The organism is Chlamydia sp. 04-14 (genome assembly GCF_036632095.1).
Taxonomy (GTDB): domain Bacteria; phylum Chlamydiota; class Chlamydiia; order Chlamydiales; family Chlamydiaceae; genus Chlamydia.
Genome location: NZ_JAPYKW010000002.1, coordinates 146,598 through 163,001 on the forward strand (window position 1 = coordinate 146,598; position 16,404 = coordinate 163,001).

Genomic DNA, 16,404 nt, shown 5'->3' on the forward strand with positions numbered 1-16,404 from the left:
ACTGTCTCCTAAATATCTAAATTGTTCATCTTAACTGATAGAGCGTGATTTTCGATAAATTCTCTTCTCGGAGGCACCTCTTCTCCCATAAGCATGGTAAAGATATGATCTGCCTCTACAGCATCTTTCAATGATACACGCACTAAAGTTCTTTGTTCAGGATTCATAGTCGTATCCCAAAGCTGATCTGCATTCATCTCTCCAAGACCTTTATAGCGTTGGATTTCTATTCCCTTTCTTCCAAGGGCTTTAAGATGATCAATAACTTCTTTTAAAGTATAGCAAGTGTACGGAAGGGTTTTTGAATCTTCATTTGTAATCACCATTTCAGAATCTTTTGGATTAAGATAATGACGAATATCTAAACCATAATCGCGAAGCTCTTCTTGAATCTCTGCGAAAACAGCTGTTTTATATAATTCAATAACCTTTACGGAATCGGGATCTTCAGAATTTAGAATCTCTTGATCCTTCTCTTCAGTAGAATGGAAATAGCGTCCCCCTTGCTTTCCACTCTTCGGAGGACAATAGTATAGAGGATATCCTGAAGTTTCTTTTCTCATCTCTAAAAATTCAGAGAAGGGTACCGCTTTTTTCTCTAAAGCAACTATAAAGTTTTCTACGTTTAAAATAAGCTTTACAAAGTTATCTAATGCCTCTCCGCTTATTTCACGATCCCCATTTTTGAAAGCAAGTTTACTATCTCCAACTCCTAATGTTAAGAGATAGTCATCCATTTCCTTTTCTGAAAGGATATAACGGAAATCTTTTCTCTTACTTACTTTATATAAAGGAGGCTGGGCTATATAAACGCATTCATTTTCAATTAATGCCGTCATATGACGGTAGAAAAATGTTAACAGCAGTGTGCGAATGTGAGAACCGTCAACATCAGCATCTGTCATGATGATTATGCGTCGATAACGCAACTTACTTAAATTGAAATTGTCCGAACCAATACCACAACCTAAAGCCGCTATGATTGTTCCAATCTCTTGGTTTTGGAAAATTTTTTGTAAACGAGCTTTCTCTACGTTTAAGATCTTACCTCGAATAGGAAGGATAGCTTGGAAACGACGATCCCTACCTTGCTTAGCTGAACCTCCGGCAGAATCTCCTTCTACAATGTACATCTCACATTTTTCAGGATCCTTTTCTAAGCAATCGATAAGTTTTCCTGGAAGTCGTGCACTATCCAAAGCACTCTTCCTTAATGTTAGCTCTCGAGCTTTCTTCGCAGCTTCTCTAGCTTGAGCTGCAATGAAAACCTTCTCTACAATCATCTTCGCAATTTGAGGATTCTCATCAAAAAATGTCGCTAATGTTTCTCCTGTGATCTGTTGTGATACGGAGCCTACATCACTATTTCCTAATTTTTGTTTAGTCTGACCTTCAAATTGAGGATTGGGAACTTTAACAGAAACTACCGCAGTGAGTCCTTCGCGGATATCTTCTCCTGTTAAAGATAGCTTATCATTTTTAGCTAGATTATGAGCTTTAATATAAGCATTAAGTACACGAGTTAATGCCGTAGAAAATCCCGTAAGATGCGTCCCCCCTTGACGGGTAGGAATATTATTCGCATAAGAATAAATTAATTCAGAATATCCAGAATTCCATTGAAGAGCTGCTTCAAATTCAATGTCGCCATCATCCCCTGCCCGTATCCCTGAAATATAAATAGGCTCAGAGAAAAGGCTCTCTTTATTTTGGTTTAAATAGCTAACAAAAGATTGAATTCCTCCTTCATAGAAAAAGACCACCTTGTCAAAACTAACATCACGATCATCTTCGAAAACGATAGTTATGCCTCGATTTAAGAATGCGAGTTCTCTTAGCCTTTTAATAAGAATAGAGCGATCGAAAACACAAGAAGAAAAGATCTTATTATCAGGATAGAAAGTGATTTCTGTCCCTTGCTTTTCCGTAGCTCCTAAAGTTTGCAAAGCTGTTACAGGAATCCCTCTAGAAAACTCCATTTGATAAGCTTGCTTATCTTTATAAACCGTTGCCACGAGCTTTTCTGCCAAAGCATTAACGCAAGACACTCCGACACCATGCAATCCTCCGGAGACCTTGTAGCTATCTTTATCAAATTTCCCTCCAGCGTGAAGCACTGTCAGAACAACTTCTAAAGCAGAAACATCCCTACCTTGTTTTTTAGATTCTTTTTCGTGAATCTGTATTGGAATACCTCGACCATTATCGGATATAGTAATACCACCATCCTCCAAAATCCTCACATAGATTTCAGAACAATAGCCTGCCATGGCCTCGTCGATACTGTTATCTACAACTTCATACACCAAATGATGAAGTCCTGTAATCCCAGTATCTCCAATATACATCCCAGGACGCTCACGAACGGCTTGAAGCCCTTCTAAAACGGTAATAGCTGAGGCGTCGTAACTTTTTTCTTTTGCGTCCATACATTATCCTAACAAAAACTGTATTTCCTTGATCTTAGCGTGAGGAACTACTTGGTGCAAGCGAGCGATTAAACTGCTTTGATGCGTTTGCTTTAGTGAAGCGTATAAAGAAGAATTGTAAATCTTTACTAATAGAATATGATCCTTAAATCCTAAAGCTTGGAACATTCCATTATACTTGGTTCCCAACATTTCATTCCATGCTTCTATCACTTCTTTAGGGTTGGCGGCAACAATGTGCTCTATTTTCTTTAAATACCCGTTTAAGTAATGCTTTGCATGCTTAATTGTAGAAGCTGTTTTTTTAGAAGTTTTCGTTTTGTGCAACTCTCGATTTTTAAAGAAAGGAAACATAAAACACCTAAAAGAAATACAACATAAATGTCTAATCATACGTTGCATTAAAAGAATGCCTTATATCCAGCAACACGAAAAAAGTCAATACAGCTTTAAACGTTCCTTTTGGCGATCTTTTCTAGACAACAACATGGCTTATTCATGTCCTGTTCTTGATAAAAATTAAACAACAATCGAATAGAATATTTAAGAAGGGAAAACTTTTTCATTTATAATTTTCTTAAAGATTGAAACCGCGCTGACTTTTTCTTCGACCCAATCACCCTTCTTATCTTTCACTCTCTCTGCGTAATCGCTCTCACTCATTTCTTTGAATGCATCTTTGTTAACGATCTCTTTTCTGGGCAATAGGTCTAAAACTACGGAACATGCAAAAGTAATGGGGGTAATAACGATAAATGCAAGAAGTGCGATCAAAACGAGTGCAAGCAAAATAAGAAACTGAAAGATGCTAGCGACACATTCCAAAATTGTCAGAACAATCCCCAAACCTAAAATTTCTGCAATCCCTCTGAAATAGTGGCCTCGCGTATAAGAGGTTATACTTTGTGTACAGTAATTTCCATTGCCCAGGTCCTCAATAATAACTCGACTAACTCCAGTATCAGATCCAAAAGTCGCACTATATTTCGAAATTGCAGCAATACGTTTTACACCAACAAATATTCCGACTATAGGAATTGAGCCCAAAAGATTTATTCCTGCGTTGTCTGGAAATAAAGAGGTTTCAAAAGGAGAACCTAAAGGAGTTTTAGGACCTAAATTTATAAAACCCGACATAGACTCTCCCTTATTTCTTTGCAAATCTCTAATAATCAGGAGAAAGAATAGGTTATAAGAAAAAATCCCTCAAGGAAAATCACTGTCTGAAAATGTATATTTTTATTCAGAAACCCATGAATTGATTCAGCCCACTTTAACGTGTGGGCTAGATTTATTATTGGAGTAAAAAACTTTCTTTGTATTTAGCATCAAAGAAGTCTTTGACAGAATCACTCTCAAATAATTGACGTAGTTTTTGCATTCGCGAATCATTTACATCTTCAGCACGCACAACAACAACATTAGTATATTTAGATGTATGCACATCTTCTAGGCAAAGACTATTTTTATGAGGATAAAATCCTGCAGCAATAGCAAAATTTCCAGGGATTACAGCTGCATCTACATCAGGTAACGAAGATGCTAATAACGGTGCTGCGATCTCTATAATAACAACTTTTCTATCTCCACAACTACAAACATCTTTCGCAGTAACATCTAGATGAGAAACTTTGTTATAAGCAATCAAACCACAATCTCGCAATAAATCCAGAGCACGTTGTTCATTTGTTCTATCTACAGGAACAGCTATCCGTAATTGCTTTTTGTTTTTAAGCTCTTCAATAGAGTGAATTTTATTAGAATATAACCCCATAGGTTCTAAGTGTACTTTAGCTAAAACAACAAGCTTTCCTTCACATTGATAACGTGAGCATTCATCCTTTAAAAAATCTTCATGCTGAAAGTAATTAGCCTCTATTTGCTTATCTAAAAGCAAACGATTGGGCACACGATAATCATCCACAGGAAGTATTTTGAGATATAATCCCAAGGATTTTGCTTCTTTTTGCAAGCTGTAGAGAAGCTCAGCGTGTGGTGTAGGACTTGCAGCAATGCGTAAAATCTCTTCAGAATTTTTACTACATCCGGTTAAACAGGCTAGCAAGGCAATTAACGCTAGTGTTTTTATTTTTTTCATAAAATCCCCCGACGTTTTAGTATGCGTCGGCCCCAAGTATCTCCTAAAATCCGGATGCCTTCAATAAAAAATAAAGTAATAACCAACACAGATAAAGTTATGGAAAAATCAAAACGATAATAACCATATTGCAATAAAATCTGTCCTAATCCTCCACCTCCAACAAATCCAGCAAAAGTAGAACAGGCAATCAGGTGCACAATTAATGATTTTAACGAAAAGATCAGCTGTGGAAAGATTTCTGGGAAAAGAATATCTTTTACTATTTTCATTTTAGGTATTCCTAAAGCAATAGACGGCTCAATACATGTCAATGCTCCTGTACGTAATGCATCGGATACGAAAGAAGCCACTAGAGGTAAAGCGCCCAAAGTTAAAGGAACTATGGAGGCTGTTGCTCCTAAAGATGTCCCCACTATCCATCGCGTTACTGGGAATAGGATAACAATTAAAATAGCAAAGGGAATGGCTGTAAGGAAACTCAATACAATGGAAGTTCCTGAATAGATACTCTTCATTGGTTTTAATCCATAAGGAGCTGTTACAAAAAGTCCCAATCCTAAAAGCCCACCTAAAATTGATGAGAAGAAGAAAGACGCAGCCACCATATATAGAGTGCTTCCTGTTTCTTTAATCAACAGATAGATCATATCTACTTGCATACTCCATCCTCACTATCTTGATTTGTGGAATTGTTGTATAATAACGCCCTTCTCTACAAGAGTCTCCTTTGCTCGTTCTCTTTGTTCTTTATTTCCAGATAAAGCCACTATAAGGAAGCCTAAGGGGACCTTACGGAAGAGATTGATATCTCCAGAAAGGATATTGATAGAAATTTCTCCATTTTGAATTATCTGACTGATCATGCTCTGAACTGCTAAACCTTTCGGAAAACCCAATCTTAAAATTTCCTCATTCTCTCTATGATCGTAAATTCCTTTAGCAATCGAATTCATGTGAAAAAGCTCTTCGGTAATCGAGCTGCGAGGATTTAAAAAAAGCTTCTCCGTAGGACCTAATTCTTCAATAGCACCTTGATGCATAACTAGAGTTTGACAACAGAGTTTTTTAACCACTTCAATTTCATGAGAAACAAAAACTTGAGTAATCCCTCTTTCCTCATTTAATTGCAGTAATTTATCAGTAATATCTTCTGTTGATCTTGGATCTAATGCCGAGGTAATTTCATCGCAAAGCAAAACAATCGGATCAGATACAATCGCTATGGCGATAGCGACCTTTTGTTTCTGTCCCCCACTTAATCTACTAGGATACGCATGTTTCCTTTCATAAAGATTTAAGAAATGCAAAGCATCGTCTATTTTCTCTTCAATTAGAGATTTTGTCATATCGGGATAACGAATTTTCAAAGGATAAGCTATATTTTCGAATACCGTTTTTGCCAAAAACAGTCCCCAGCTTTGAGAAATATAAGCAACACGCTTAGCAAAGGCTAAACGAGAAATTTCTTTGTTTGAATTAAGATTATGGAATCCCGCAATAGAGATAGATCCCGAAGTTGGTGAAATAAGGAGATCTAAACAACGCAACAGTGTACTTTTCCCAGAACCACTATGTCCAATGATTCCAAAAATTTCACCCGGATAAACAGAGAAAGAAATATCGTTTAAAATACGATGATTCCCTATTTCTTTATTTAAATTTTTTACAGAAATGATAGGAGAGTCTTTCTCAAACACAAAATAAACCTGAATTTTTTAAAAATCACGCCCGCGCTATTAACACGAGGCCTGTGTTTTAAAGTCAAGTTTAATGCTTGAAATATAAAAAGTGAATAGGGATTAAATTATGAAAACCCCTATTTATGAAACCGAATAAAACTAAATTTTATTCTTATTATAAAAGCTTAGGAAGAATCGCTCCCGCTATTTTTCTAGACAGAATGAGTCGCATTAAATCTCGTTCAGAAATTCCTATAGCCTCGCATAGCCCGTCAATTTGGCGGTAGGTAAATAACCCTAGGAAGTACCCACCCAATATTAATGTTGAGAGAAGAAAACCTGCGGCTTTCTTACCTGAATAAGGGAGATATTTTTCTATACGTGACTGTAATTTTGGTGCACCACGAACAGCCCGCAGGAATGAAAATATCATAGATGTAGATGTGGGGGGATGCTCAGATAAAAATTGCTTTGTTTCATCATATCTTGCATTTAGATCTTCATTACCACCATTCCATATGTCATAACCTAATCCCGTTGCAGTCACCGGCAAGCTTTCACCCAACCTCTCAAAAATACGTTGGGATTCTCTGATAAGATTGTTATCTCGTTCTAGATCTTCTCCTGCCAAATCCCCCACTACTGTGATGGCACGCACACTATAAGGATCAATATTTTCATAGAGTATATCGATAGCATTTTGCGGATCTGGTAAAGGTCTACCTTGTGAATCTAAATCATTTATACGCATAATCGCTTTCATATTCGGATTTCTATCTCCGTGTATAAACACAAGAGCTCCGAGAATATTCCCAGAGTTCAACATCTCAAAAATCATCATTTCATCTTCTTGAGATCTTCCTAACGACTGTACGGAACCCACAATATTCGCAGCGAGGCTCTGATTACATAGACACCAACCAGACAACAATACATTTAGGCTGATTAGGGATGCCGTGTAAGCGGTCTGTTTATCCCGAACATCCTCTATTGACTGGTTCGATTTCTTCAACACCCGAATAATATCAAATAGTGTTTCGGATTGTTTAGGATCTTTTAAGGCATCGTGCAACCAAAAGGCACCATAAATCTCACTAGAAAATACGTCTTCTCCGTTACAAGTAATGGATAATATCGGATGGTTGTCTCTACCAAAAATTGGTGGAACAAACATGGAGAGCAGCTCTCCATTAGTTGCGGGTATCTGTTTTAATCTTACTTTATCCCAAAATCTCGCAACTCCTTTGCAAAAATTAGAAAACAATTTACAAGCATTTTGATGATTTTTTTTATATTGCGGATGCTTATCTATACTGGGATATGAGCCTCCCCCCTCAGCAAGATCAAGTAATCGCAATAAATTGCTTTGAAATAGGGCATCTACGTCCATCTCCTCTGATGGTCCGGCAACGGGCTCAGGAACAATACCTGGACCTGCTCCTTCGTCAACTTGACTTGGAACTTCTGGAGGCAATAAAGGTCCTTCTCCAGGAGTTAGCATGGGAGTTTCTGGTGGTTCTTGCTCTTGAGGAGGCGTTGTAGAAACTTGTGGTGTAGGCGTTAAAGCTGGAGGAGGAGTCGGTCCAGGAACTGGGGTAGAAGCTGGTGTGGGTATTAGTCCCGGTGTTGGTGAAGAGACTTGAGTCGAAACTAATCTAGGACCCCTAGGTCGAGCTCTCAAACCATATCTTGGAGGTCGTGTAATTCTTTGTGGTTCTATATTTCGTATCAAATCCAGAGAAAAATTAGCGAAAGCTTCTCGAAGTTCTGTGGAGGCTTGGGAGAGCTCGAAAAGCACCTTCCTAATTTTAAGAAAATAGGAAGCAAAAAATATTAAAGATATTGCCGTCGCAACAACAAGAGCTAGTCCCAATATTATACTGAAGGCAACATGAGCTCCCGGAATCAATTGAAGAATAAGAATCGTTAGCAACAAAACAGCGGCAGCTACTGCCGAAATCAAGCTAATGATTTGTAATTGTCTTATTTTACATGCAGTATCTTTCTGCTTGGGAGTAATAGAGGGTGGTTCGGTATGATTATCTGCGTGGGAATTTGGATTGATTGTGGGTTGTGACATTAATTTTCACTCTAAAACAAATGAATCGCTATTCTATTTTAAATGTTTGAAGATTTTAAAAAGTATAGTTTTTTCTTTTTTAATCATTACTTTATAAAGATTCTTGACAAATCTTATTGATTACCCACAAACTGACCATTGTTACCACTTAAGGAGTCTAAACTGTATGTCGAAGATATATGATTTGCTAGGCAATGATGCGGAAAATTTGTTGAAATATGAATGCAAACATATTCCTAAAGAAAATCTTACCCTCCCCTCCCCCGACTTTATTGATAAAGTTTTCTCTTACTCTGATAGAAGCAATCTTGTATTAAGATCTTTACAGTCTATGTTTTCTCATGGGAGACTAGCAAATACCGGATATCTTTCGATTCTTCCAGTGGATCAGGGAGTGGAACATACAGCCGGGGCATCCTTTTCTCCGAACCCTATTTATTTTGATCCAGAAAATATCATTCGATTAGCTATTGAAGGTGGGTGCTCTGCTGTAGCCTCCTCTTACGGGGTTTTGAGCTTACTTTCAAGAAAATATGCTCATAAAATCCCCTTTATGTTGAAGCTGAACCATAACGAGCTTCTATCTTACCCAACAACGTATCATCAGATTTTCTTTAGTCAGGTAGAAAGTGCTTATAACATGGGAGCAGTTGCTGTCGGAGCAACCATTTATTTTGGTTCCGAAACATCTTCTGAAGAGATTGTTGCAGTTTCTCGAGCTTTCGCAAGAGCTAGGGAATTAGGGTTGGCTACAGTATTGTGGTGTTATTTGCGAAATCCTAATTTTATTGTTAATGGTGTAGATTATCATACAGCTGCGGACCTAACTGGTCAGGCAGATCATTTGGGAGCAACTTTAGGTGCAGATATCGTCAAACAAAAGTTACCCACATGCCATGGTGGTTTTAAAGCTATCAAATTTAGTAAAACAGATGATAGAGTATATTCCGAACTCTCTTCGGATCATCCAATTGACCTTTGTCGTTATCAGGTGCTGAATAGCTACTGTGGTAAGGTAGGTCTTATTAATTCCGGAGGCCCCTCAGGAAAAGATGATTTTGCAGAGGCGGCGAAAACTGCTGTGATTAACAAAAGAGCTGGAGGTATGGGGCTAATTTTGGGAAGAAAAGCTTTCCAAAGACCTCTTGCTGAAGGCGTACAATTATTAAATTTGATTCAAGATATTTACTTAGACCCGAGTATTACAATAGCGTAATCTAAAGAAGGCTCTTATGCATACCCATTCAAAACCCTCAAAACCCCTGGGCACGTTTACTGTTGGAATGTTATCCCTAGCAGTAGTAATTAGTTTAAGGAACTTGCCCCTAACAGCAAAACACGGCTTATCAACGCTTTTCTTCTATGCTCTTGCCGTGGGCTGTTTTATGATCCCCTACGCGCTTATTTCAGCCGAACTAGCATCTTTTAAACCTCAAGGAATCTATATCTGGACTCGTGATGCCTTGGGAAAATGGTGGGGATTCTTTTCTATATGGATGCAATGGTTCCATAATATGACCTGGTATCCCGCGATGCTTGCCTTCATTGCAAGTACTCTTGTGTATAAAATGAATCCAGCCCTGGCTCATAATAAAGTCTATTTAGCAACAGTTATCCTTGCTGGTTTTTGGGGACTGACTTTTTTTAATTTCTTCGGAATTAGCACCTCGGCTCTTTTCAGCTCGGTTTGTGTTATTATAGGAACTTTAATTCCAGGAGCAATTCTAGTTACTTTGGCTATTTTTTGGATCGTTTCCGGAAACCCGATAGCTATTTCTCTTTCTTGGGGTGACCTACTCCCTGAAATTAATGGTATGTCATCCTTTGTATTGCTTGCTGGCATGCTTTTAGCTCTTTGCGGATTAGAGGCCAATGCCAACCTAGCCTCAGACATGGTAAATCCTAGAAAGAACTACCCTAGAGCAGTATTTATTGGAGCAATTGCTACATTAGCTATCTTAGTTTTAGGATCACTTTCTATAGCTATCGTTATCCCTAAAGAAGAAATTAGCCTAGTTTCAGGTCTTGTTAAAGCATTCTCCCTGTTCTTTGATAAATATAATCTTTCTTGGATGACCAGTATTGTTGTCGTTATGACAATTGCCGGATCCTTGGGAGAACTGAATGCGTGGATGTTCGCAGGAACTAAAGGACTATTCGTATCTACACAAAACGACTGTCTTCCTAAGATGTTTAAAAAAGTAAATTCAAGGAATGTTCCTACAAACCTTATGCTATTTCAAGCAATCGTAGTTACCTTATTTACTTTAATCTTTTTATGTTTAGATTCAGCAGACTTAGCCTATTGGATTCTTAGCGCATTAAGCATACAAATGTATTTAGCTATGTATATTTGTTTATTCATCGCAGGCCCTGTTCTTCGTATTAAAGAACCAAAAGCACAACGTTTGTATTCAGTTCCTGGGAAATTTTTTGGTATTTGTCTACTTTCATTCCTAGGAATACTTTCCTGTTTATTTGCCTTATGGATTAGCTTTTTACCTCCTCAAGAGGTTACGCAGTTGTCGGGAGCTGGTAAAATAGGTTATTCTGCCTTTTTACTATTAGCCTTCTCTATAAACTGCATGATACCTTTTGGTATTTACTATGCTCATAAGAAACTAATCAAATAGGTTTCATAAAACCATGGAAGCAGTTCCTTAAAGGTTTTTAAAGAACTGCTTTTTCGTATCATTTCCTTATCTTATCTCCCAAAGGAAGCGCTCAGGAACAAAACATCGAATTTAAATAGCTATTCTTCGAATAAGTTGGAAAATAAAACTTCTAAGAAACGTCCTGAGGAAATTACACCCGTTAAATCTTCTATATTTACTCCCAGGTGGTTTGCCATTACCTCTAGCTCTCTTTTATTAGCTATTCCCGCACTGAATAAACCTACAATCATCGGCTTAAATAAAGACTTCCAATAACTTATAGGCATGGCTTTTGCGAGCAATCCTTGAATAAAACTCTGATATTTAGAATGGCTATGAAGGAGTTCTATAAGAAGAAAGGGGTTAGCAACTAAACCATAATAATTATCTCTAATAAAATCGTTTAAATGGAAAATTCCATTTAAATTTCTCGCTAAAGCAAATCTAAATTTCCAAGAAGAACATGGGGGTAAATTCAAGCAAAAAGTCATTCTTAAGTTTAAATTATCGATAACAGAACGTAACGAAGGATCATTTTGTATATACCCATCAGAGTTCATGCCACGACGAATTTTATGACATTCTGTAGCCGCTAAAGCGTGGATAGATCCTTCCAAAAACTCAGCAAATTTATCACGTAAATCGGGGTCTGCTCTTGAGAAAATTAGCTGAACAAAATTTCCACTTTCTAAATAAGCTCGAACATCTTCGGTAAGAAGATCAGGATTATAAGATTCTAGAATATCTATACACGGCTCACCCATATATAAACCGTAAAGCCAAAGATTAAATGATTGCAAAGCTCTACAAATATAGGCAGGATCTCCGTGATTGACACGCCAAGATTCAGCAATTTCTATGAAATTGCCAATTAAGAAACGATTAATTTCAGGTTTTTCAAGAACAAGAACAATAAAGTCTACAAAAGAGTGCTGCATTAAAAGCTCACTCCAAATTTGCAAACAATAGCAAAGCGAAGTTTCTTTTTCCCTAGAACGTATTGAAGGAATAAACAGGTCTTTGATTTCCTTAACTATCCCTTGAATTAAGTTTCCTGATTCTTTACCACAATGTACAACAGCTTTAGTAAAGGTATTAGCAAAACTCATTAGAGACGTTCCTAGACTTTCTACTCGTGTAGAAATATTGTTTCTATACGCAGGATTCTCTCGGTAAAATGTTCCACTAATAAATACATGCTCAGGAACGCCCTCTGATAACGTCGGAATTTCCGTCTCTTTAATCTGCTCAGGAATAGATAATTTTAGCAATGTTTGTAGAAAGGTTTGTTCCTCCTTAGAAAATTCCATCTCATCAGGAAGAGTAATTTTTGGAAAAATTCTCTTCTCTGCATTTAAAATGAAAATTAGAACCAGACCTATCAAACACACTGATGTAGCAATACCAGAAAAGCAAAGTACTGCCATGAAAGATGTGAGAACATTAGATCCAACAAGTACTGCACCTACAATAGCAAGAACAACGATGATAGAAAAAAAGATGACCATGATAATGACATCTCTAGAAACACATCGCTTATACCCATCAGTATCTAAAGGTAGATCTAGAGGATCTTTTTTAGAATGTAAGTGAAATATAGAAGAAATAAGGACCTTTATAAAATTAAATAATCAAATAATAGTTTGATAAGAACTATTAACTAAAAAAGAAAAAGTTTAAAAATCCTGTAATTAAGAAAAATATCACCATCGACATAATATCATTTAGTGCGGTAACTATAGGTCCCGAGGCTAAAGCAGGATCCACTCCTAATTTTACAAAGAAAAATGGTGAAAGAACTCCTAAAGTTGTAGCTGTTAACGATGCTCCTAAGACTCCGGCCGCTACAGTGACTCCTAATTGTAACCCTCCTCCAGAAAAAAGATTCATACCTATAAATCCCATAAGATAAACAACAATACCACAAAGAATCCCCAAGGCAACTCCTGTTAATAAACCAATGCTCATCTCTTTAAATATTGTTTCTCTACGGCGTCCAAAAGAAAGAGTCCCCGTAGCCATACTTCGGACTAAAATCGTACTACACTGAACACCAACATTTCCAGACATCCCATTAATTAAAGGAATAAAGAAAATAACTAGAGCTAATAACGAAGGGGCGATTTTTTGAAAGTATGCCATTACCGAAGCACTGACTAAACCTGCACAAAGAGTTACTAATAACCAAGGTGCTCTAAGTAAAAATCTCTGAACAACATGGCAGCTATGATACCCCACATCTTCCGTAGTCCCCGCCATACGCGCTATGGTTTCATCGGCGATATCTTCTATAGCCTCTACAACATCTTCGTAAGTAATAGCACCTATTAAGAAATTCTCTTCATCAACAACAGGTAAAGCAGCTATTTTATAACGTTCTACTAAGTCTACAACCTCTTCTCTAGTCGCATCGGGCAAAACCTTATGTTCTACCTGATTCATAATCTGCTTTAAAGAAATTTCAGGAGGATTAATTATCAAACTTCTATCAGTAACAACACCCTGAAGTTCTCCTTTAAAATCTAGAACAAAAACGAGTCGAGTTAAATCTATCCCGGGATTATTTCTAATACATGCAGAAACATCCTTAACAGTAGTTTCCATCAAAAATGCGAAAAACTCATTAGTCATAAGTCTTCCTGCAGTATTACGTCCATGTTTCTGTAAATCACGAATTTTTAATGATTTTTTAGAATCTATCAATTCCAATATTCTACGATAGCGTCGATCAGGAATATCATCTAATACCCATACAGCTTCGTCTGGAGGCATCTGATCAATTAATGCACAGACTTCTATGTCGGTCAACTTACGAAAAATAGCCCATCGAGAAGCGGAATCTGTGTTAATAATAAAAGCCACCCGAGATGCTATACAAGAGAGATTTTTATAAAGAATCGCACGAGAATCTGGAGGGAGGCAAGAAACGGCATAAGCCAAATCTATGGGATTATACTCACTGACAATCTTGGAAAGATCGTGAGAATGTATATCCGTAGATAAACAGGTAAACGCTTTCTCTAATTTAAAACTTAGCTCATCATCTAGATGACTAGTTTTCGAATCCATTAAGTTTCCTGAACCAAGAGCCGCATCTAGTTTCTCTTCGCCTCTGTTTTGTTCGCCCACCATAGTTTACCTCTTTGATTAGCTACGACTTCATGAAACGCATGTCCAGCTCTTAAATTTGCTAAACATGGATCATTTAACCATCGTGATTCTGTGATTTTGAAACCGAAATCCACAGAACGCATTACCATAGCCCAAGCCTGACCTATCTCTTTTTTAACAGCATAGAATTTACCCAGAGTATAGTAAGCCTCGCTACACCCTAAAGCAATCGCCTGTTCTAAGTATACCCTAACTAATTCCTCGGATTCCAAAGAACGTCGTTTCCAGAATAAAAATAGCCAGGCTTCTCCTAACAAGAGTAATAGATCCTCTTGATCAGGATATTCATCGATTAATGAATTTAAAATAATTAAAGCTTCTTCGACTAGAGCCTGATCTTGCAATAGTTTTCCTTTTCCTAAAAGGGTAGAAGCAAGAATAATTTTCGCTCTAAAAGACTGCCTCTCCTCATCTATACTAGATAACAGGGAGTATGCCTCATCATAATAATCTTGAGATTCTTGAAGATCAGCCAGCAAATAGCAGGAATGTCCCCACAACTCCAGGATCTCCATTCGATGAGTAAGATCCCAAGCTTTACGATAATATAATAAAGACTCTTCTAAATAAATTTCCTTATAAACAAGATCTGTTGTTGCCTCAGCTAAACATTTTAAAGCAAGGCCTCGATCACTCCAGAATAAAAATACTTCGGGACGTAAAGAACATAATCTTTTCACGACTTCAACAGCTTTTTGAAGCAATCTTACATTCTTTTTTCTCACACCCCAAGCAAAATATACGTCGAATAATTTTTGCCAACTGTTGATATTTTCTGAATCCCATTCAATACAAGATTTAAAACATGAAGCAGAAGCTGCGAAATTAGCATCATCGCTAAAATATAAAGCAGAGCAAAGCTGAACCACTCCTAAAGCGTGAATTAAATGAGAATTTCCAGGGAAAGCTCTCATAGCGGCAACTAATCGTATCCGACTTTCTCTAAATAGATTTGGTTCATCTAAGTATAATCCCAATACAGCTATACCATTAGCTAATAAAGCAGAAAGAATAATAGGGTCAGCACCTTTCTTCTGAGCTGACGCCAACTTATCTAAACCCATTTCTACATGTTTCATATTACTGTTAAGCCAACCCGAACGAATTAATAATTCCCCCCACAAAACCCATAATTCAGCAATATGAGGAAAAGCTTGAACAGTTTGATACAATATTCTATTCGCTTGATGAAAATGCTCTTTTTCATAAGTAAGATCGAATAGTCTTACCTTGGCGACAGCATAACTATAGCGATAATTTTCATAAGCGGAATTATCAATATGACGATTAAAACTTAGAAAAATTGCCTTAGACAAATGGTCTATAGCTCGTTGCAAATACGAAGAGTTTCCTAATTCTAACCCGAGAATTTGCAGACATTCAGCGTAATCCGCATGAGCACTTGCCCGATGCGGGAGCAAACTTAATACCTTAGAAAAAGAGTTCGAACTTCTTACAAGATCCTCCTTTTCTTTATTCTTGTAGTATATGGTTAAAAAAGTCTTTCCTATAACTTCATATACATAGCCAGTAGCTGAACAAGAAGTCTCTTCATGTTTTTCCCCCTGACGAAAATGTTGCCAACCTAAATTATTATCTAAATGAGGATTAATTTTCAGCAACTGCTCCATCACATGAAAGTCTTTAACAACATGATCAAGAAATGTTGCATCCCTGGTTAAAGAAAATAATTCAAAATTTGCACATATTTTAGCTGAGCATAAAGACAGTCTATCTGAAGAACTTATCCCCAATTTTTTGAATAAAAGGTCTATGTATGATAAAGTATCAATTAAAATTTGAGAGTTCTTCTTGTTAATACCATAATGCATGCCATAGAAGATAATCTTTTTCAGGATCACAACGTGATCACGAGTAAGCATTAATAAACTCTCAGATAGAGATAAATACCCTTCCCCAATCTCTGAACTTCCCTCTAAATCTATCAATTCAGAAATAAGAAAATTTATAAATGCTTCAGAACAACCGAATTCATCGAATACATCCGATTGTCTATGGAGATTTTTAGAAGAAATGAAAGGTAAGGATGATCCCATCTTGTGACTGCTGTACTGTCATATTCTTTTCCTCATATAATCTAGAGGAGGTTCTAAAAGATTGAATTTCTACCCCTAACACAGGATACAATCCCAGATAATATACTACTCTTTAAGATTTTCTGAGACGAAAAGCCAAGAATTTTAAAACTAATATATCTAGATATTAAATATAAAAGCGTCTGACAGAAAAACTTTGGGACTAGTTTAGCGTATTTAAGTTTTTCATCAAA

At 37.0% G+C, this 16,404-nt stretch carries 12 protein-coding genes; 2 read left to right on the top strand and 10 right to left on the bottom strand.

The window, feature by feature from the left end; all coding sequences use genetic code 11:
• Nucleotides 1-8 precede the first annotated feature (8 nt).
• The 7 genes from gyrB to O6937_RS03275 all read right to left on the bottom strand — a co-directional run bounded on the left by gyrB (nucleotide 9) and on the right by O6937_RS03275 (nucleotide 8,289).
• The gene (gene gyrB / locus O6937_RS03245; RefSeq protein ID WP_332390234.1) at nucleotides 9-2,429 is read right to left on the bottom strand and encodes a DNA topoisomerase (ATP-hydrolyzing) subunit B; all 2,421 of its coding nucleotides are present in this window, start codon (nucleotides 2,427-2,429) and stop codon (nucleotides 9-11) included.
• A 3-nt stretch (nucleotides 2,430-2,432) separates the two neighbouring features.
• Complete coding sequence (locus O6937_RS03250; RefSeq protein ID WP_213240915.1) at nucleotides 2,433-2,783, bottom strand: DciA family protein; 351 nt, start codon at nucleotides 2,781-2,783, stop codon at nucleotides 2,433-2,435.
• A gap of 189 nt (nucleotides 2,784-2,972) precedes the next feature.
• On the bottom strand, nucleotides 2,973-3,566 hold the full coding sequence (locus tag O6937_RS03255) for a hypothetical protein (protein ID WP_332390235.1): 594 nt from the start codon (nucleotides 3,564-3,566) through the stop codon (nucleotides 2,973-2,975).
• A gap of 157 nt (nucleotides 3,567-3,723) precedes the next feature.
• Nucleotides 3,724-4,527, bottom strand: a complete 804-nt coding sequence (locus O6937_RS03260; RefSeq protein WP_332390236.1) for a MetQ/NlpA family ABC transporter substrate-binding protein — start codon at nucleotides 4,525-4,527, stop codon at nucleotides 3,724-3,726.
• A complete protein-coding gene (locus O6937_RS03265) occupies nucleotides 4,524-5,189 on the bottom strand; it encodes an ABC transporter permease subunit (RefSeq protein ID WP_332390237.1) in 666 nt (221 codons plus the stop codon). The genes O6937_RS03260 and O6937_RS03265 overlap by 4 nt, the downstream gene beginning before the upstream one ends.
• Nucleotides 5,190-5,201: 12 nt before the next feature.
• Nucleotides 5,202-6,227: a methionine ABC transporter ATP-binding protein gene (locus O6937_RS03270; protein ID WP_332390238.1), complete on the bottom strand. Its 1,026-nt coding sequence runs from the start codon at nucleotides 6,225-6,227 to the stop codon at nucleotides 5,202-5,204.
• Nucleotides 6,228-6,384: 157 nt separating this feature from the next.
• Nucleotides 6,385-8,289 carry a CT214 family putative inclusion membrane protein gene (locus O6937_RS03275; protein ID WP_332390239.1) on the bottom strand — a complete coding sequence of 635 codons (1,905 nt, stop codon included), beginning with the start codon at nucleotides 8,287-8,289 and terminating at the stop codon, nucleotides 6,385-6,387.
• Between the two features lie 166 nt (nucleotides 8,290-8,455).
• Here O6937_RS03275 and O6937_RS03280 point away from each other — a divergent pair, with 166 nt between their 5' ends.
• Nucleotides 8,456-9,505: a class I fructose-bisphosphate aldolase gene (locus O6937_RS03280; RefSeq protein WP_332390240.1), complete on the top strand. Its 1,050-nt coding sequence runs from the start codon at nucleotides 8,456-8,458 to the stop codon at nucleotides 9,503-9,505.
• A 16-nt stretch (nucleotides 9,506-9,521) separates the two neighbouring features.
• Nucleotides 9,522-10,922: an amino acid permease gene (locus tag O6937_RS03285; protein ID WP_332390241.1), complete on the top strand. Its 1,401-nt coding sequence runs from the start codon at nucleotides 9,522-9,524 to the stop codon at nucleotides 10,920-10,922.
• 119 nt (nucleotides 10,923-11,041) lie between these two features.
• Here the strand turns inward: O6937_RS03285 and O6937_RS03290 are convergent, their stop codons facing one another.
• From O6937_RS03290 to O6937_RS03300, 3 genes are all read right to left on the bottom strand, one after another.
• Nucleotides 11,042-12,451 carry a CT214 family putative inclusion membrane protein gene (locus tag O6937_RS03290; protein WP_332390242.1) on the bottom strand — a complete coding sequence of 470 codons (1,410 nt, stop codon included), beginning with the start codon at nucleotides 12,449-12,451 and terminating at the stop codon, nucleotides 11,042-11,044.
• Between the two features lie 148 nt (nucleotides 12,452-12,599).
• Entirely contained in the window at nucleotides 12,600-14,012 is a 1,413-nt protein-coding gene (gene mgtE, locus O6937_RS03295; RefSeq protein ID WP_117274764.1) for a magnesium transporter, read from the bottom strand.
• A gap of 26 nt (nucleotides 14,013-14,038) precedes the next feature.
• Nucleotides 14,039-16,171, bottom strand: a complete 2,133-nt coding sequence (locus tag O6937_RS03300; protein WP_332390243.1) for a tetratricopeptide repeat protein — start codon at nucleotides 16,169-16,171, stop codon at nucleotides 14,039-14,041.
• Between the last annotated feature and the right edge of the window lie 233 nt (nucleotides 16,172-16,404).